This window comes from Microcoleus sp. S13C4 (genome assembly GCF_036700865.1).
Taxonomy (GTDB): Bacteria; Cyanobacteriota; Cyanobacteriia; order Cyanobacteriales; family Microcoleaceae; genus Microcoleus.
The window spans coordinates 35,685-55,021 of record NZ_JAUBPS010000016.1 but is presented as its reverse complement, the minus strand read 5'-3'; the positions used below and the strand labels follow the sequence as shown (position 1 = coordinate 55,021).

At 46.4% G+C, this 19,337-nt stretch carries 16 protein-coding genes; 4 read left to right on the top strand and 12 right to left on the bottom strand.

From position 1 onward, the window contains the following. Positions 1-106: 106 nt before the first annotated feature. Entirely contained in the window at positions 107-343 is a 237-nt protein-coding gene (locus tag QT996_RS09435; RefSeq protein ID WP_333046076.1) for an HNH endonuclease, read from the bottom strand. Positions 344-978: 635 nt separating this feature from the next. On the opposite strand from QT996_RS09435, the gene QT996_RS09430 reads away from it, so the two are divergent. After that, positions 979-1,122, top strand: coding sequence for a chlorophyll a/b-binding protein (locus QT996_RS09430; RefSeq protein WP_015176459.1), 144 nt, complete (start codon positions 979-981; stop codon positions 1,120-1,122). A 202-nt stretch (positions 1,123-1,324) separates the two neighbouring features. On the opposite strand, the gene QT996_RS09425 is transcribed toward QT996_RS09430, so the two are convergent. From QT996_RS09425 to QT996_RS09395, 7 genes are all read right to left on the bottom strand, one after another. Next, positions 1,325-1,537: a hypothetical protein gene (locus QT996_RS09425; RefSeq protein ID WP_333046074.1), complete on the bottom strand. Its 213-nt coding sequence runs from the start codon at positions 1,535-1,537 to the stop codon at positions 1,325-1,327. 106 nt (positions 1,538-1,643) lie between these two features. After that, positions 1,644-1,862: a hypothetical protein gene (locus QT996_RS09420; protein ID WP_333046073.1), complete on the bottom strand. Its 219-nt coding sequence runs from the start codon at positions 1,860-1,862 to the stop codon at positions 1,644-1,646. 465 nt (positions 1,863-2,327) lie between these two features. Continuing rightward, positions 2,328-2,720 (bottom strand): response regulator, encoded by a 393-nt coding sequence (locus QT996_RS09415; RefSeq protein WP_333046072.1) that lies wholly within the window; start codon positions 2,718-2,720, stop codon positions 2,328-2,330. 400 nt (positions 2,721-3,120) lie between these two features. Further along, positions 3,121-5,688 carry a PAS domain S-box protein gene (locus QT996_RS09410; RefSeq protein WP_333046071.1) on the bottom strand — a complete coding sequence of 856 codons (2,568 nt, stop codon included), beginning with the start codon at positions 5,686-5,688 and terminating at the stop codon, positions 3,121-3,123. A 356-nt stretch (positions 5,689-6,044) separates the two neighbouring features. Next, entirely contained in the window at positions 6,045-8,291 is a 2,247-nt protein-coding gene (locus tag QT996_RS09405) for a glycoside hydrolase (protein ID WP_333046070.1), read from the bottom strand. 349 nt (positions 8,292-8,640) lie between these two features. Continuing rightward, the gene (locus QT996_RS09400) at positions 8,641-8,877 is read right to left on the bottom strand and encodes a NifU family protein (RefSeq protein WP_006632519.1); all 237 of its coding nucleotides are present in this window, start codon (positions 8,875-8,877) and stop codon (positions 8,641-8,643) included. Between the two features lie 279 nt (positions 8,878-9,156). After that, positions 9,157-9,807 (bottom strand): DUF3386 domain-containing protein, encoded by a 651-nt coding sequence (locus tag QT996_RS09395; RefSeq protein ID WP_333046069.1) that lies wholly within the window; start codon positions 9,805-9,807, stop codon positions 9,157-9,159. 319 nt (positions 9,808-10,126) lie between these two features. On the opposite strand from QT996_RS09395, the gene QT996_RS09390 reads away from it, so the two are divergent. Then, on the top strand, positions 10,127-11,665 hold the full coding sequence (locus QT996_RS09390; protein ID WP_333046068.1) for a PAS domain S-box protein: 1,539 nt from the start codon (positions 10,127-10,129) through the stop codon (positions 11,663-11,665). Positions 11,666-11,969: 304 nt separating this feature from the next. Here QT996_RS09390 and QT996_RS09385 read toward each other — a convergent pair whose 3' ends face one another. Next, entirely contained in the window at positions 11,970-12,779 is an 810-nt protein-coding gene (locus QT996_RS09385) for a GAF domain-containing protein (protein ID WP_333046067.1), read from the bottom strand. 338 nt (positions 12,780-13,117) lie between these two features. Between QT996_RS09385 and QT996_RS09380 the strand changes: the two genes are divergently transcribed. Then, on the top strand, positions 13,118-13,288 hold the full coding sequence (locus QT996_RS09380; protein WP_333046065.1) for a hypothetical protein: 171 nt from the start codon (positions 13,118-13,120) through the stop codon (positions 13,286-13,288). A 245-nt stretch (positions 13,289-13,533) separates the two neighbouring features. On the opposite strand, the gene QT996_RS09375 is transcribed toward QT996_RS09380, so the two are convergent. After that, entirely contained in the window at positions 13,534-15,432 is a 1,899-nt protein-coding gene (locus tag QT996_RS09375; protein ID WP_333046064.1) for an ATP-binding protein, read from the bottom strand. 564 nt (positions 15,433-15,996) lie between these two features. Next, a complete protein-coding gene (locus tag QT996_RS09370) occupies positions 15,997-16,224 on the bottom strand; it encodes a type II toxin-antitoxin system CcdA family antitoxin (RefSeq protein ID WP_333046063.1) in 228 nt (75 codons plus the stop codon). 526 nt (positions 16,225-16,750) lie between these two features. Here QT996_RS09370 and lepA point away from each other — a divergent pair. Next, positions 16,751-18,565: a translation elongation factor 4 gene (gene lepA / locus QT996_RS09365; RefSeq protein WP_333046062.1), complete on the top strand. Its 1,815-nt coding sequence runs from the start codon at positions 16,751-16,753 to the stop codon at positions 18,563-18,565. A 375-nt stretch (positions 18,566-18,940) separates the two neighbouring features. Here lepA and QT996_RS09360 read toward each other — a convergent pair whose 3' ends face one another. After that, positions 18,941-19,198 carry a hypothetical protein gene (locus QT996_RS09360; RefSeq protein WP_333046061.1) on the bottom strand — a complete coding sequence of 86 codons (258 nt, stop codon included), beginning with the start codon at positions 19,196-19,198 and terminating at the stop codon, positions 18,941-18,943. Positions 19,199-19,337: the final 139 nt, after the last annotated feature.

Below are 19,337 nucleotides of genomic sequence, written 5' to 3'. Positions count from 1 at the left end.
TCTTTGTTATTTCCTTCTCTCGATTGCTTAGGGAATATTATGGTTTTTTATTTCTGGGTAAAACCCGGTTTATTTGAAAAACCGGGGTGTTGAATTGAGATGTTACCTATAAACAATTACCCCTTACCCAGTTGGGAGGGTAGAGACTGTTTCCGCGAGACTGGTTGCATGAAAGACAAGCAAGTCGTAGGTTTTCTAGACAGTCAGATCCACCGAGACTTTTGGGGCGCAAATGTTCTATAGTCAGTTGATTTTTTGGGAGACATTTACCACACCACCAACAGTTATGACCATAATCATCGATAAGTTTTTGCTTCTTGTTATGCTTCTGCTTTGGATTCATTTCGGTTTCCTTTTGCTTGTTGTTTACAACAGCATTGAAACATCAGTTATCCAGCACATAAGGAATGTTGCTTAGGGATTGGCAAGAGATGAATATTCCCAAACAAATAAGATTTAAAAGTAGGGATTAATGCTACTTCTAATTTACTTATCTTATATGGATAATTTTCTGTCGGAAAATTCATAAATGAGAACAACTCACACTAAGCAAACACTTTTCAGGTGACGCTAGGTGTGAGCTGATGTCTCATCTACCGTATATGTAAATATTCTTATATGTATACATCTATATGAGATTAATAGACAACTGCAATAGATATTTAGATAAATACTTAGCAATGTTATTTACTAATCACATATTGAAGCATATGTGTAAGAAAATATACATATACGATAGGTGAGACAGCAGCCCACGCTCCGCACTGGAATTTTGATGATCCAATGATTTCCCTCAAGCGTAGCAGACAGCGAAGCTCGATGTCAATCTCTCCCCCTCCCCTAGCGAGCCCCTCTCCCTGCAAGCCCATCCCGCTTATCTCCGGCAGTTGAACAGTAAATGTAAAAATATGTTGCAAAGTTTCTATTGCTGTGTTAAGTTTAGTTACATAAGGTTGAAATTAAACGAGGTTTCTGGTCATGGAAAACAAAGACGCAAAAGTTGGCTTTACTGAGTTTGCTGAAACCTGGAACGGTCGTTTGGCAATGTTGGGCTTCGTTATCGGCTTAGCTACGGAATTCCTCACCGGTCAAGGCATTCTCTCTCAAATCGGTTTGATGTAATCAGCTTAACTGCATACAATAGCTGAAATTCCGGCGATCGACCCCTTCACAAGTGCAAAAGCCCCCCCGCTAATAAGTCCCCTTCACTTCACACGGAAGGGGGCTTTTGCATTTTCTATCAAAAAATCCAACCGATAGCACAATCAAAAATCTTTTCCGTCTCCATATTTATCGCGAGACTAACGAGACTAACTCCAGCAAACTAAGCCCTTCCTACCGCATCCAACATTCTCAATTTAGGAGTCAAAGCAGGAAGCTTTACCAAGCCGTCTCGTTTGTGAGTTCCCGCAGTGTTACCTAAAATCATCTCCGACAGATCCGGCATTTCCTGCCAGCAGTGCGAGCAGAACCAATAAACGCGATTGTGGCGAGCGTGGCGGAGCAATTTAGAGGAGCAACAAGGGCAACTATTCATGATATTTTAAACCTTTTTTAAGATAATGCAGCGATAACCGAATCATTACAAAGATTGACGAGTGCCGGTGCATCTCCACTCCAGACACAACAATAAAAAATCTCTTTCACTCACAACTTTGAGCGTCTCGCAAGTAGCACTTTTGGAGGCTCAACAGCAACACCACAATCAGAAGCTGAACGCTCCAAGGAGCCCAAGAGAAACCCCAAATAAAACAACCCAGTCCAGCCCAAGCCACAAGAACAAAAATATCTTGAGAGGTTTGCCAGTAAATCCAGACTGCTGCCAGAGAAACTATTAGTAGCAAAATGTAAGCTGAGGGCATAGTCGTCTTCTCCCAATGTGTCTGCCAACAGTCAGGAGCGATCCCTGACCATGTGCTTAAACTTAAAACTAAAACCTGAAGAACTTATGAAGACGAGTGAGTTGTTACAAAAAGTAAAATAATCCTGCTAGCTTATATTTTTTCGATAAATCAGTAGGAATACTGAGATTATGGCTGAGGCCGAATCCGCTTAAATGAACGCTCTAGAAATAGGGACTTAGGCATCACCTATTTGTGTCAATTTCACCTCAAAGAGCGGCAGGGTTGAAACGCCTCTGCCGGACTGCGGTTTTTAGTTTTAAGCTGACAGGACAAAAGGCACAGCCCCTAAGTCCCCACAGATATGCCGAGCGATCGACCTGATTCTAGCTGAGGCACAATACAAAAGAAACCAAGTTTTTTTAGCTCTCTTTGCCTGCAAAACTACTGCTTGAAAAGCTGCACAATTCAATGCCGGCGATCGATCTATTCTTGCTCCCAGCCCAAAGCTTCAGCGACCTGAGCCGCCAAAAACATCGGTTCAAAAGGCTTAGCAATCACGCTCACAACCCCTAAATCCGCGAACATCCGCCTGTCCCCAGCGAGAGCCTTAGCCGTCAATAAAATTACCGGAATGTGCTGCGTAGCATTATTAGCTTGTAACTGTAGAAAAGTAGTAGGCCCGTCTTGGTCGGGCATCATCACGTCCAACAGAATAGCATCAGGCTGTTCGGCAAGAGCCTTAGCAACACCCTCGCGGCCCGAACTCGCTGTCAGGACTTCCCAGCCCCCCACCACCTCAAGACTGACTTGAGCCACTTCCCGAATATCTTCCGCATCGTCAATAACCAAGATGCGCTTGGCAGTCAAAATTAACATTTTTTTAGGAATGAGAACTGATCACAGACTAGAGGCGAAATGTGAATATTTTGTAAAGCAAATTATCTTACCCGATCGGACTTTACAGTAAATTTTCAAAACTGTATAGCAGATGTTGAAGGCCCTTCGCCTCCCGGAGGCTTCGTGAGCGGGTAAAAAGAAGGAAAAAAGAACACCTCCGTTGCCATCGACCGCCTGGGTTTCAACAATTAAGAACATCCTAACCCTCGGGCGCGGTTGCTGTAAAATTTCCCCCCCAAAAAAAGCCACTTTTCTACCTCAAATCGCGATTTTTGCCCGCAGTCCCCGAACGGCATAAAAGGCTGAGATTGTTTCTCGATGACTCTCACGAACAATCGACAGAAAATCACTAACTTTGGGTACACCTGATCAGTAGAAATTAACTTTCAGTTGCAAGCCCCTCCCTTAAAACTGGCAGAGTTAAGAAAAAAGTGCTGCCTTCCCCCAAAACGCTTTCCACCCACATCCGGCCCCCGTGCTGCTGCACGATACTGCGACAAATAGCCAGCCCCAAACCAGTACCTCCCTTCTGACGAGAATCAGAAGCATCAACCTGTTGAAAGCGTTCAAAGACCATCTCCAGTTTGTCTGGCGGAATACCTCGCCCTTGGTCTTTCACAGCAATCACGATGTACGACGAGCTCGTCCCTGGCAAGTGCGGAGGCGCGGCGGCAGGCTTAGGAGACAACAAAGACGGGGACGACACCGGCTTGTACCCTGCTTTTTCTGGCACATCCGGATTGTGGGTCAACTCCCCGCTCAGCCAAACCGTAGCCCCGGAGGGAGAAAATTTAATAGCATTACTGAGCAAATTTGTCAAGGCTTGAATTAGCCGATCGGGAACAGCTTGCAATTGCGCCCCCACAGGCTTCACCGACAGAGTAACTCCCGCCTGCTGAGCCATTCCCTGCATCTCGTCAGCCGCCTGCAACATCAGCTCAGCCATATTACAAGTTTGTTTGATAGCAGTGCTGTAACTCGACTCCATCCGCTCTAAATCTAGGATGTCATTGACCAAGCGCACCAAACGGTCAGTGTTAGTGACAGCAATCTCCAGCATCCGCTTAGCTTTCTGGGGGTAAGCGTCAAGCAGACCGCTGTTGAGGAGACCGAGGGCGCCGTGAATTGAGGTCATGGGCGTCCGCAGTTCGTGGCTGACAACAGAGATGAATTCATCTTTCATGCGCTCGACGGCAAGCCGATCGGTGATATCCTTAAAAGTCACCACAGCTCCAATAATTTCGCCTTCTTCTCGCATCGGAGCAACAACGTACTCAACCGGAAAACTGCTGCCGTCTCGCCGCCAAAAAACCTCATCGGTGACGCGCCGGGCCTCTCCGTCTTCCAAGGTGGCTAAAATTTGAGAACTTACCCGCTGAGACAGCAGTTTGCCCGCCTGCGGTGCTGCGCAGTGTGGAACCCGTTCAGAGCCTGAATTGATGTCTGTTGCAGGTGAGAGTTGCTTGATCCCCTTTGAGCCTTCTTCCTGTGAACGGTGTAAGCTTTCATAGAGTGGTCGATCGATCAATTGCTTTGATTCACACCCAGCCATTCTCACCGCCGCAGGATTGACAAAAGTTACTTTTCCCTCTTTGTTCAACCCACAAATTCCTTCTCCTGCGGAGAACAAAATCATTTCTGTTTGGTGGCGGAGTTGTTCAAAGGCTTTTTCGACTCGCTTGCTGTCGCTGATGTCGCGAGAGATGGTGGAAACGCCCGTTACCGCTCCAGTGGCGTCTTTAATCGGAGAAATCGTCAGGGACACATCTATGTGTTGGCCGTCTTTCCGCAAGTGCACGGTTTCGTAATGGTCGATGGTGGCTCCAGCCCTAATATTTTCCAATATTTGGGGCATTTCCTTGGGGCGTTCCGGTATTGCTAAAATCTCGATCGACTGCCCCTTGATTTCCGCCGCACAGTAGCCGTAAATCTTCTCGGCTCCTGCATTCCAGCTCTGAATGGTCCCGGCGAGGGTTTTGCCCACGATGCCGTCGTCGGAAGACTCGACAATCGACGCCAAGCGCACGAGTTCGTCTCTAGTTTGCTTGTGTTGAGTAATGTCACGACCCAAAATCACTATACTTTTGCGTCTGCCGTCGGGGTGAAATACAGGTACTTTAATCACATCGTAGATTTTCACAGTACCGTTTGAGCGAGGAATCACTTCTTCTCCCCTAGAAAGTTCACCTTTTTCCCACGCTTCTTGATCGCTCACCTCGCACGCCTGTAGCGCCTCTCGGTAAAAACTGCTGAGTTCTCCTAGCTGAGAATCTTTGAGGCCGCGGTAGTCTATCTTTTCTAGCTCAAACATTTCCAATATCGCTTGATTTGCCTCCTGCCACCTGCCCTCGCCATCTTTGAAGCAGACAATATCTGGCATGGCATTGATCAGCGAGTCAAGATAGGAGTTTTCTCGCAGTGCAGTTTCTACCTCCGCCCGCTTGGCGATTTCCCGTTGCAGGTTTTCGTTTGCCGTTTGCACCGAGTTGATTAACAAACTTTCTGTAAAAGTCTGTTCTTTAATTACTTCCTGAAGTCTGTGGAGTTCTACCGACAGCCGCCTGCGGGCCAACAAATTCTCTACCCGCAAGTGCAGTTGGGCAGGTTCTGCGGGACTTACTATCAAATCGTCTATTCTTCCTTCGAGTTGTTTTGCCTGCTGCGAAAAGGGCTGCTCAGAAAGAGCAGGCGTTTGGGATTTACTAACAAGCAAGAAGGGTAAAAATATCGGCTCGGCGGCAGCTTTTAATGATTCTACCAGCGGTCCGATGCGATCAAAATTTGCCTCGTCGAGAATGCACAAGTCAAAAGCGATTTGGGGAAAGGGAAATTCCGAGTTGGGATCTAAAGCCCGATCGAGTACGATCACCTCATGCTCGGTGTTGAGGTGTGCGATCGGCAAATTAGGTTGTTGTTGGCGATCGACCAAGAGTAAAATGCGGCTCATTAGTTTGTTTATTTCCCCATGACTAATGATATGATGTCCGGTAAATTAACCATTATATGTTTTGTAGTGAGGGCTTAAGTCCTCTTTTTTATGAGGGATGCACCCTCACTACAAACAAATTTTATAGCCCTTGATCGACCGGACGTTCTCGAAATGATCAAGGCATTATGTAGCCAGAGTTAAAGCGCCTATTTAATATAATAATTTGATAATCATTTAATTGTTTGTTGGTGAAAGAAATGACTAATGACTAATTCAGGGGGCGGGTTTATATTTATCTGGGTTGTCAGTTCTCTGAAAGCTGGTGCAACCCGCCCCTACAGCCTAATGACTAATGACTAAGGACTAATGACTTTTTACGGCATTCCGATCGGAATCAGAGTATCTTCCGGCATACAGGTAGAGTAACGCTCTCCTTCCGATAAAACCGCAATCAGTCGCAGCGACCAGTCGGGCATAATTTGCAAATCCCCCCAAGGTATTGCTACCTCCAAACATTTATCCAATCCCACTTGGGCCCGGCTGATGCGGGGATGCCACTCATCGCCCTCTCCTGCTTCCTGAAACCAAATCGATTTCGTCAGCAAATTAATCTCTAACTGATGGTGGAATCGATAGTTTAGTGGTGCTTCGTCCGGCAAACCCGACAGCGGAATCAGACTGTTGTTCATCGTGCGATCGGGATAAAACCAAAACAAATTTAACTGCTGCGGGCAATCAATTCCCGGCCGCACCCCTGCTTTGAAGTCGGCGCGAATGTAAAAATTCAAGTGGTCAACCCCGTACCAAAGCCGCTGAATTGCCGAGCTCCGGTGCATCGTACCCCTTGCTCCCCCAACTTCAATCCGACCGGCTTTGTCCCAATCCTGTTCGTTGCCGATACCGTCAATCACCGGGTGAATAAAGCTCAGCGGCAGGTGGTCGCCTTGAACCTCGTGCACCTCTACTTGTCGTCGCACTTCCGGGGGCACGGGTTCGCCAAGAGCTTCGTAAATTCCCGCTACGTGTTCTCGAAATAGCTGGTCGAACATGGCATCTTGGTTCGACGTGTGGCCTTCGCCAAACCACCAGAACCAGTCGGAACCTTCGGCCGCATAAAGCGCTTCCCAAGCTTCTGGGTTGCTTTCTTCTGTGGCCTCTGGATGGTTTGCCAGCATTTGTCTCGCGGGCCCTAATATGTCCCAAGCGCGATTTTTCGCGGGATCGCCGATCCAAGTTGTGAGGGAACCGTCCACCCAGGAACCGGTGTGCAGTTGGGCTGCGGGAATTGTTTCGGTTGCTGGGAATTTGTCGAGAAATTCTGAGACTGTGACTAATTTGATATCTGGATTATCGCTGAGAGTTTGATAGAGGGATTCTAAGAACGGTTTGCCGTCTTGGGGATAGAATTCCCAGCAATTTTCTCCGTCTAGGGCGATCGTAACTAACCAGGGAGTTTCTAAAGCTGTTTGGCCGCCCGACTGTCGGTTTTTGAGAGTTCTGCCGATCGCTTCTAAGTGTCCCACTAAATCTGATGCTGCTTTTTCCGGTTCCATCGAACCGTAAGTAAACCCGATCAAATCAGACAATCGGTGGTCTCGAAATACTATTGCCAAATCGCCGTCAGGAGTTTCTAAACGGTAAGGACGATATAACAGTTCGGGTTCGTAGACATTCCCCGCCCCGTCGCGGTTAAAAAAGTGTTTAATTGTCGAACCCAATACTGCTTCGTCCGAGACTATCCATTTAAAGCCTTGTTTAGCAATATAGGGCAAAATTTCCGGGCTGACTGCTTGTTCCGACGGCCACAAACCGCGCGGTTGGCAATCAAACCGGTCTTGATACATTTCCCAGGCTTTTCTCAGGTGTCGGGGAATATCTTCTTCCCACTGAAACCGCTGTTTTGGCAGCGTCATGTTTGGAATGGCTATGCGGCCGCCGTTGGTGTCGGCAAGCAGCGGTAAAATCGGGTGCGTGTAGGGGGTTGTTGAGACTTCCAACTGTCCCTCAGCTTGCATTTTACGGTGCTGGGGAATGATACGAGCGAGGATTTCTTTTTGTTTTGAGTAGATGTTTTTTCTGTCTGCCAAACTAAAATTTTGTTCTTGTTTCAGCCACCCTGCAATCTCGGGGTCGTCCCAAAACAGCGGGTCAATCCAAGCTAAATTGTGCCACGCCAGCAAGTCGCTAAAATCCTGCAATTTCCAGTTTGCCAAACACCACTGAATGCCTTTTTCCTGCCGCTGAGTGTAGAGTTGAGCGTAGCGGGAATGAGGCTGAATCAGGGTGTGGTAATTGGCGTCAAAGAAGTGTTCTAAAATGAACTCTTGTTCTGCGATGTTTAAAGTTTCTGTTGGCTTTAATGTCACCGCCAAGTAAGGGTCTAATGCTTTGTCTGCGAGGCAGTCTTCTATCTGCAAAATCAAGGACGGAACCAGGTTTACGGTTTGATGCAGTTTGGGATATTTTGCTAGAAGGAGAACTAAATCCAAGTAGTCTTTGACTCCATGCAAGCGCACCCAAGGCAGTCGGTACTGGGCTGTTCCTGCGCTAGCTGATACTCGGGATTTGTAGAGCGGTTGGTGTTGGTGCCAAATGAAGGCTACATAAAGGGGGTGAGACATTGAATTTGGTAATTGGTAATTGAATTTGGTAATTGAATTTGGTAATTGGTAATTGGTAATTGGTAATTGGTAATTGGTAATTGGCAATTAAATTTGGTAATTGGTAAGAGTCAACCGTCAACAGTCAACCGTCAACGGCCAACTGCTAATTGCCAACTGACTAATTACAATACTCCGGACAGTTTTGGGAACGAGACTCCAAGCTTACGCGGGGCAAGGATCATAAATAAAGTCGAATTAAATGCCACGTCAGGGGTGGAGCTGACATTGATTTAATTATCCACAGGGGCTGCGAAGTCAAGCCAGAATAAGCCATTGGGCCATATAAAAACTGTCCGGACTATTGTAATTACATTACCTGTTCGACTTCAGCAATTTCTGGGATAGCCTCGCGCAGGCGACGTTCAATGCCCATTCTCAGAGTCATTGTGGAACTCGGGCAAGAGCCACAAGCTCCTTGCAGTCTCAGGTGTACCACTGGGCCGTCAATTTCTACGAGTTCGACGTTGCCGCCGTCGGATATCAGGTAGGGGCGCATTTCATCAAGAACTGTTTCGACGTTATCTCTGGTTAGTGCTAGTGTCATATTTCGTCTCTGTGAAGATTTCTTGCAGTTGATTGTGTTCGATTTGAGCCAAGGGCAGCATTCTCAACCCGCGCAGGATTTAAGAAACCGGGGTTTTTGATAAAATACTTAGGCACTCAGGTGAGCCCGCGGCACGAAACCCGGTTTCTGTCACGCTGATGCTCGATCGGAATTCGCTCTCTCGTTCGATCGTAGCGTTACTTGCTGCCAAATCAAGTTGATTCTCATACGTTAACCAAAAAAGCCCGTTTTATTTAAGAAATCGGGTTTTTGATCGCTCTAGACTACTGCTGGTTCTAGCAGTTTGACGTTGGAGTAGTTGAACTCGGTTGTTGTCAGTTGACCTTTTTCTTTGGCTCGAACTACTTGCTTGGTCATGACATAATAGTCGCCTATCTTCTCAAAGGTATCTTCAAATTCGAGTTCTCTGATGATTTCGTCGGTTTGAGGGTTGCGGAAAACGGCATCGTAGTGGCTCGCCAAAGAACCTTCGGGTGTCTCTAAGCTTTTGTGCGTGTCAATTACGAAAGCCATGCGGCCCATCACTCGGCTGACTTGACAAATTGAGAGACCTCGGATTTTATAATTCGAGCCCATTGAGTCGCCTTGCACCAAGATGTCCACAGCGTCGGTGCTGTCTTTCTCACCCAGGGTAAAGCTATTTTTGCCGTGAGATTTTTCAAATGTCGAGCGTTTGCGGTGGGTGACAATATCGCGCATTTGGGTGTAGACGCTTTGCTGCACTTCCTCATCTTCAATGCCGCTGACTTCCACGCTCATGTCAGGTTTGATGGAAACATGACCCGTATATACTTCGTCGCCCTGTTTGAGTTCAATATCGGCGCTGTAACCGGGAAAATTGGCATCCCAGGTATAGCGGTGTTCGTAAGCAGCGCGAAACAAATCGCGAGCGTTGGCTTGCTCTGTCATAAATCCCTCTTTCTCTTGACACCCATCTAGTTTAGCTTAACCGCGAGAAGCCCCACATTCACTGGGTAGGGGAGTTACCCGCACTCCTGGCGAGCACTTCTTGGGGGTGGTGCTGGGCTGGCAATTAGGGCACAACAAGAATTTACTTTCTCTATCGGTTGCTATGATTTGAAAATAAAGTCCCAAAATCCCTGGTTATTGAGAACGCGATGGGTCGATCGCCAGACACCAGTCTTAGTTATGGGTTGTGTTGAAAAAACTTGTGTCCGCTTTTTAGGGGCTTCACCCGCAGGCAACTATTAGATTCCCCCTTAATAAAATGCTAGAAACTGTCTACAAACACTTAGAAACATTGCAGGAACAAGCTAGGGAATTGCCACACCCGCAACAGGCAATTTTCACAAAAATTTTGGAAAATTTATCAAATTCTCTACAGGATATTGCAGGCAGCCGCTTGTTTGAAAGCGCCACAAATAACGCCGCCAAGTTGGTTGAAATTGAAAAAAATAATCGCCTCTTGGAACGAACTGTAGCCCAGCAAGTAGGGCAAATTAGACAACTACGGGAGCAGTTGGAAAAACAGACCAGCCAGCATCGCAGGGATCATCAAGCCTTAACTAAAAGTGAAGCCAAACTGCAAGCTATGCTGCGTAATTCTCCCGATCTAATTAGCATTGTTGGCTCGGACGGGCGAGTTCGATACCACAGCGGAGCCCTACAGCGGCTTTTGGGTTACAACCCAGAAGAAAGAATTGGCAAATTTCACGGCGAGTTAATCCATCCCGACGATTTGCTGGCTTGGCAGACGTATTTTGGTAAGTTGTTAGAATCTCCAGGAATTGGGGGGGCCATCGAATATCGGAAACGCCACGCTGATGGTTCTTGGATCTATATGGAGTCGATAGGTAACAGTTTGCTTTACGATTCTAGCGTGCAGGGAATTATAATTAATTCGCGGGAAATAGGGGAACGAAAGCAAGCTGAAATCGCAGTCCGAGAGTCGGAAGTCCACTACAGAGTTATGTCGCAAATTACTTCGGATTTTGCCTATTCTTTTAAGGGAATGCCCGACGGCAAGTTCGCCTGCGAGTGGGCGACAGAAGCTTTTGAGCGTTGCACCGGGATCGTTCCTGAAGAATTAGAATCGTTTGGTTGGTGGAACTCCGAACTCGTTCATCCCGATGACAGGGAAATGTTAATTAAACAATTAGAAGGCTGTACTTTCAGCCGCACTGGAGCTAATGAGTATCGCATTATTAATCAAAAAGGCGAGGTGCGCTGGGTGCGGGATTACTGGCAAGTGGTGTGGGACAAAACTGCTGAACGGGTTGTCCGTTTGTGGGGCGCTTGTCAGGAAATTACCGATCGCAAGCAAGTAGAATTGAAACTGCAACTCGTTAACCAGGTTTTGCAAGCCCAGATAGCATCGGCGCCGCTGGCGATTAACTGTACCAGCAATGACGGCAATACCGTTGTTTGGAACCGCGCTGCCGAACAACTTTTTGGCTGGACTGCGGCTGAGGTTTTAGGGAAACCTTTACCGAATATTCCAGAAGGTCAAAAGCAAGATTTTTACGCGCTGCTAAAGTCTGCGTCTAATGGCAAACCGCAAAACGGTTTAGAAATATCTTTGTTGAAAAAAGACGGTAGTTCGATCGATGTTTGGCTGTTTGCCGCACGCGTCCGAGATGCGGGCGGTCAGACTGTCGGCAGTATCAATATATTTTCTGATCTTTCAGAACGCAAGCGCATAGAGGAAGAGCGCCAAAAACTAGCAGCGATGAAAGATATGGAGGAACCTTTTTGGGCGCGCTATGTCAGCCCTCCAAAAACTCCGAAAAAAAATGGCCGGGGGTAATTCTATCAAGCACAAGTTAAAAGCATTAAAAGTGGGAAAGTGCAATCTTATGCTGGCAATATTTTCCGGTAAAATAACCTATTTGATGGGAGTCGTTGGACCGGACATAATCTGATAAATACACCGGGCTACTACGTGTAGTAGTTGCTATTCTGTAGTCTGTAAAACTATAATTCCCTAAAAATAATTGATGAAGCAGCTACCGAATTTAGTGAGGGAATCTAGCGATAAAGTGTCAGCTTTTTCCCGGTAAAACTTGTTGGCACGGTAAATATTAGACTTGTTAAATACGCCACTAGAAGGTTTATTTAGATCCTGATTTATCCTGAGTCCTGAAAGTGGCTAACTCTGCGTGAGTTTGGCAAGCTTCACTTAACTCAATGTAATCTAAGATATTGGAAATTACTTGAGAAAGGTGGATAGCCGAACGGTGAGCTTCTTGGATAAAATCTCTCTCCTCTATCGGATCGTCAGCTTGATCGTCTATGGTTAGTTGTAAATAGCCGATGATGTGATTTAGGGGAGTGCGGAGCTCGTGGGACGCCTTCAACAAAAATTGCTTTTTGAGCTGGGATAGTCCTTGTACTCGCTTGCTGCGCTCTTGGTAGAGGGTGGCGAGGGCGATCGCACTTCCTACTTGCTCGGCAAGTTCTTGTGCGAATTCGATCTGCGATTGAGTCCAAGGTCGATCGGCATTACCCTTTCCCGACGATCGATCCTTGCACTGATGCAAGCTAATTATGCCGTTAGGTTGCTCTTGGTAAGCGGTAGCCACCACTAGCAGCGACTGCGGACCAAAAGGGTCATTAGCTGCAAAGGAGTCTACTATTACCGGTTCGAGGGTGGCTAGAGCTTGAAGGAAATGAGGTGCTGCTGTGAGCGAGATTTCCATTCCCAGCATTGGTAAAAATGCTTCTTGGCAGTATTCAGCAGCTACTTTGACTTGTAGGCTAGAACTTTCATAGGGACAAATGATGCAGCGGCTGACGCCTAGTGTTTCTCCCAGAGTGTTAACTGTTTGCTGCCAGATGGTATGGACATCCAAGGTTCGACGAATATTTCTGCCAATTTGGAGTAAAAGCTTTTGCGATTGAGCTGATATTTGCTGATTCATAGCAACCCTTTTTCTACTAGACTGGCAAAAGTTTACCACTCCGGCAACAGAGCAGGAAGTAACTGAATTTGCCAGCCTGCCGCTATGCGACTTATGGATTACGTAATTCTACTTAAGTATTGCCACAGGTCGTCAAACATTACTAAGTAGTTGCGGTGTCTTTACAAGATCTTTATGATTTTCACATAGAAGGGAGAGCGTCCTTTTTTCTTAAAAATCCTTTACAGTAGGGGATGAGAAAGCTGAATCAGTGCTAAAAGTAGGCATTAAGTTCTTGTAAAGTTGGCGGTTTGTGGGGGTTTACTAGGAGGTGTGGGCTGCCAGCCGACAGATTAAAGATGAGCTGTTATCCGCATCCCCCGGATTTGATTTATGCCAATTCTGGGTGGGGATTCGGAAGTGGCGTGGGTGATCAATATGAGTCCAAAACTCCCAAGGAGGCAGCTTGGCGACCGATAAAAGTCAAAATTGATACGGTAGTGGGCGATCGAACAGTGTTTATAGGATAATTACCAATTATCGATGACCTTTATTCACGCAACAGAACTTACTAATACAAGAATATAGCAATTTTTAAGTAAGTAAGGTACAGTTTGGTAATTGGTAATTGGTAAGAAAGCTAGCGATTACCTCACGAAAGTTGAGAACCGCTCTAGCAGTTTTTTTTCGGCTTCCTGATTCCCTCTTGCTTCTTAATTTTTGCTGATTCCTTCAATGTCCCGATGACCAATTACTGATGATCAATTACCGATGATTAATTTTTAAATAGTGGTTCTTGATAAAGCGGGACAGTAAAAGTAACAGTCGCTCCCAGCCCTTCGCCCATACTGTAAAAATTTACTGTACCCCCCATTGCTTCTACCAGTTTTTGAGAAATAGCCAATCCCAAACCGGTGCCGCCGTATTGTCTGGTACGAGCGCCGTCCACCTGAAAAAACGACTCAAATAATTTATCCTGCTTGTCGAGAGAAACGCCAATGCCAGTATCAGCAACTCGGATTTTCACCATTCCGGGGAACTGCTGGTTGTCAACAGTCACCTTTTTCTTAATAATTTCGGCACTGATGCGAATTCCCCCTTCCCCGGTAAATTTAATCGCATTGCCCGTGAGGTTCAAGATTACCTGAAGCAGGCGTTGGTAGTTGCCGTACAGAATAATCTCGTCCTCCACAGGGGGTTTTTGGATTTGAAATTGCAATCGCTTTTGCTCGACTTGAACCCGTGTAAAATTCTCAACTTGTTGCAACAGTTCACCGAGTTTGACGGGAGCGAGGTCTAACTCCATTTTGCCAGCTTCGATTTTAGCGACATCCAAAATATCGTTAATCACATTGAACAAATGTACTGCTGATCGGTAAGCTTCTTCGATAAATTGGTGCGCTTCTTCGGGGTCATCTGCCATGCCGTCCATAAGCAGTTTTAGGAAGCCGAGGATGCCGTTGAGGGGGGTGCGGAGTTCGTGAGAAGTATTAGCAAGAAATTGACTTTTAAGTTGGGAAAGAGCTACGGCTTCGGCGCGGGCTTGTTCTAATTCTTGGTAAAGTGTAGCGTGGGCGATCGCACTGCCGACTTGAGCGACTAACTCGCGGGCGAATTCGAGTTCGACTGGACTCCATTTCGGGGAACTGCCGCAGCGGTGCAAACATATCAGTGCATTGGGTTGGTCTTCATAGGAGGTAGCTGCTACGAGCACGGAATGGCGGTGGAAGGGATCAGCGGCGGGGGAGGCGTAATCGACTGCTACTGGTTTTAAGGTAGCTAAAGTTTGAATCCACCCTGGCTGTTCGGCTGCGCGCAGTTCTACTCCCAGCATAGAAGAGTAAGCTTCTTGGCGGTACTCAGCTACTACTTTAAAAGTTTTCGATTGGAGATTTTCGATTTGAGTGGGGGAAATTGGGGGCGAGGGATCGCTAACTATTGACTGTTGTAATTCGGCTGCTGTGGCGGTCGAATTTTGCTGATTTTCTGGTGCAAGGAACGGGGATGTTTCGAGATTTTCGCTGTCTTTTTTGTAGGAACAGATGATGCAGCGACTCGCGTTTAAAACTTGACCCAAACTGTTAACAGTTTGCTGCCAAATGGTGGCTAAATCGAGGGTTTTATGCAGGTTGTGAGCGATTTGAGAGATTATTTTACGGTCGATTTCCGAGTAGGGAGGGAGCGATCGACGGGGGATACGGCTAGCTGGAAGCGACATTTGTTGGCGGGCGTCCAAGGGGGATGGCAAAGCTCGATAGAGCATGAATTCTGGGGAATCAGGCCGTCTGTCTTTGGGTTTGTCAGACAGCAGCCTTCCCATAACTAAGACTTTTGTAGCTTTGCCGTTTGAGTCGATCGCCGGAGTGAGTGTCAAATCGAAGAGAAAATATTGTCCGGCGTGGCCAAATGGATAGCTGAACCGTTGCGGAACGAGGGTTTCGAGCGATCGTCGCAGGATATCGAGATAAGGTGCAGGGGGGATGGGTTGCAGGGTTTCGCTGAGGGGGCGATCGACAATTTGTTCTGCTGTAACGTTGTACTGTTCGGCTTTTTGCCAATAAAAAGATAGATATCGACCAGAGGCGTCTTGGGTAAATACTAATTCTGCTCCTAACTCTTGAAAAAAGGCTGTAGAGGCGAGGCTCGATTGCCGGAAATCTGTGTTAGAGTCCATCAGAGTAGGGGATGAAAGTAGTTCTGATTTTGGAGTATTGAGTTTTTAATAAAAGGCTCAAGACTCGCCCTTGTTTGGGGCTTCTAGTGTTAATTGGTGAGTTATTAATCAATTAAAAAGTTGTTGGCTTTTTAATTAAAACATTAATCGCTCAAAACTCACACTTTGCAAAAATTTTAGGCTTCTACTATTGACTTTTGAGTGATTAATGAACTCATAAAATATTAATACTTTAATTCTGAACTCAACTCAAAGCTCAAAACTATTCGTTCTCAGCCGTTTTGGGTAATTAAGAAATAAAAATTAAGATTGAGGAATTAGGAATCTGCACCGATTAACGATCGAGTTTGAAAATTACGTCAAAATCTGAGGCTGCCAACAGCTCAAGTCTGGGACTGGCTCAGGCATTTTTTCCGTCATCTTGAATAGTTCCGAGGTTGTCAGTTAGCCGAGTTAAGTCGCCCACAACCTGTAGCTTTCGCCACAAAATGAGCCGGAGATCGCCTGCGCGATCGAAATTTCACACCCTGCAGATTTGGGCGCACCGTCTGGGGCGAGAGAAGCTCAGTCGTTCCATTCGCCGCGAGGGGGGACTGGGGGGTTGCGGCGTAAACTCAGAGCCAACTCGTCTTCGCGGCGCTCGCCTCTGAGCCACTGCTTGATTGCTGTTTCAATGACTTTGCTGGGGTCATTCGTCAAGTGCTTAATTTGGTCTAGCAGTTCAGAATCTATATGGATAGATAGTTCCACTTTTTCTGACGAACTGTGGGAGGGTATACGTGATTCGCTCATAGTTAAAAAATCCTAGTTTTAATTCTTAAGTTTCAATTCCTTCTAGGAATTTACGCCTTTTTGTTTTGAAGGAAGTGTTTTGAAGGTAGTGATGCCTTACCCCTAGTAGATATTCACAACGGATGAAAACCTATATTTTTTACACCCTTACCGTCCCGCTTCCGTCATTTGACCAAATTATGTGCTTATTGTCAAGCGCCAGTAACTTCTAACCAATATTTTTAAGTTGGCGATCGCACTCCTGAGAGCAACCTGACTGAGCTGGAGGTTTGAGGGCGGATGGTGGCGATCGGCTGTTCCCTAACCGTTTAACAGATTTTTGTACGATAACAGAGAGAAAACTTTTTTCCCAGGAGGGCGTATTGGCTGGAGTTGGCTGTTTAACATAGCATAAATACAATTAATCTGTCAACCCACAGCTTAGAAAAAATTAAATTCTATTTAAGTCTCTAAATGAGTATAAATGATTGTAAATTGAATGAAGTTTTATAATACAACAAAAGTCAATCTTTTGCCGATAGGTTTTATGACTAACGTTCCTGTATCTCGCATTCGTAATTTTTCGATTATTGCTCACATCGACCACGGAAAATCCACCTTGGCCGATCGGCTGTTGCAGGCGACTGGGACTGTGCAGGCACGGGAGATGAAGGAGCAGTTTTTAGACAATATGGAGCTCGAACGCGAACGCGGCATTACGATCAAGCTGCAAGCGGCTCGGATGAATTACACTGCCAAGGACGGTCAGGAGTACGTGCTCAACCTGATCGACACTCCCGGACACGTAGACTTTTCTTACGAGGTGTCGCGATCGCTCGCTGCTTGCGAAGGGGCGCTGCTGGTGGTAGACGCATCTCAAGGCGTGGAAGCACAAACCCTGGCAAATGTCTACCTTGCCTTGGGAAACAATCTGGAAATTATTCCTGTTTTAAATAAAATTGACCTGCCGGGGGCAGAACCGGAACGGGTAAAAGGGGAAATTGAAGAAATTATCGGTCTGGACTGTAGCGGGGCGATTGAGGCTTCTGCTAAGGAAGGAATTGGTATAGATGAGATTTTGGAGGCGATCGTCGAATTGGTGCCGCCGCCGCAGGATACTGTTGACAAACCGCTCAGGGCGCTAATTTTTGACAGTTATTATGACGCTTATCGCGGGGTAATTGTGTATTTCCGGGTGATGGACGGAAGTGTCAAAAAGGGCGATCGAGTTTTGTTGATGGTTTCGGGTAAGGAATATGTCATCGATGAATTGGGCATCCTTTCACCGACTCAAGTTCAAGTAGACGAACTGCACGCGGGGGAAGTCGGTTATCTGGGCGCGGCAATTAAAGCGGTAGCTGATGCTCGCGTCGGCGATACGATTACTTTGGTCAAAAAGCCTGCACCGGAGCCTTGGCCGGGTTATACAGAAGCAAAACCGATGGTTTTTTGCGGCTTGTTCCCGATCGATGCTGACCAATTTCCAGATTTGCGGGAAGCTTTAGAAAAACTCGAACTCAACGATGCGGCGCTTTCTTACGAACCGGAAACTTCGAGTGCGATGGGATTTGGTTTCCGCTGCGGTTTCTTGGGTTTGCTGCACATGGAAATTGTGCAAGAAAGACTGGAGAGAGAATACAATTTGGATTTGATTGTGACGGCTCCTTCTGTGGTTTATCAAGTCACAACAATTAAAGGAGAAGTGTTAACAATTGACAATCCCAGCCACTTGCCAGATCCTCAGTATCGCGAGAAAATTGAGGAACCTTATGTGCGGGTAGAAATGCTGTCGCCGGAAACTTATGTGGGCGCGCTGATGGAACTGTCTCAAAGTCGGCGGGGCATTTTTATGGATATGAAGTATCTGAGTCAAGGCCGAACTACGCTGGTTTACGAGTTGCCTTTGGCGGAGGTGGTGACGGACTTTTTTGACCAGATGAAATCGCGATCGCGCGGTTATGCGAGCATGGAGTATCACCTCATCGGTTATCGCGAAAATCCGTTGGTGAAAATGGACATTTTAATTAATGGCGATCCGGTTGATGCTTTGGCGATGATCGTACACCGGGATAAGGCTTACAATGTGGGCCGCGGATTGACGGAAAAACTCAAGGAGTTGATTCCTCGTCATCAATTTAAGGTGCCGATTCAAGCGACAATTGGCGCGAAGGTGATTGCTTCGGAACACATTCCGGCTTTGCGGAAGGATGTGTTGGCGAAGTGTTACGGCGGTGATATTTCGCGGAAGAAGAAGTTGCTGCAAAAGCAGGCGAAGGGTAAGAAGCGGATGAAGTCTGTGGGTACTGTGGATGTGCCGCAGGAGGCTTTTATGGCTGTGCTGAAGCTCGATCGGGATTCGTAATCTGTGTGGCCTTTTGTCAGGAACAGGCAAGATGCCTGTTCCACAAAGAGTCTGTTTTTTTGTAGTTGTTTGCAGTCATCTAGAACAGGCAAGATGCCTGTTCCACAAAGAGTTTGTTTTCTTGTGGGATGGGCATCTTGCCCGTCCCCGTGGAATGCCAGAAACCGGGTTTTTTTCCCGAAAGATGCGTTACACACGGTAAATTCAGTAAAAAACCCGGTTTCTTTGTCCGAGTGCGTCCAGGAGTGTTTAAACCCAGATAAATACAAAGAGTTAGGGAAGCTAGATTAAGAGCGATTCCCTACGGGATAACTACGCTTCACGCACTTTTGGAGATGAAGGACGATCGCCTTTTTGCAAATCAACTATCAGAGATTACTCCTCATCATCATCATTATCTTGAACTACCTTACTACTTAAAAGTCCGAAAATCGCACCCACACCCATATTCCAAGTGTTATTGCAAGTCTCAAAAATGCGAGCTTGTTGGGGAGATGGCTGATCTTCGGTACTAATCCAGAAAGACACGCCTCCAGAAAGTAAGGTAAAAAAGATAACAGTGGCGAAGACGTACTGGAAAGGAGAGGGAGATTGAAGAGGAGTCATTTTAGTAGATTTGGGTTTAGCTTTCATGATTGCTACTTTCTTATTGGATATGTTTTAATCTTAAAGAGTAAAAGCTTGAAAGTCAGCCTGTGTATAGGTTTCAGTTAGTATGACTTTGGTATGCGTTTAGGATGCGTTTGGTTGGCGATCGCTCGCTATAATACTT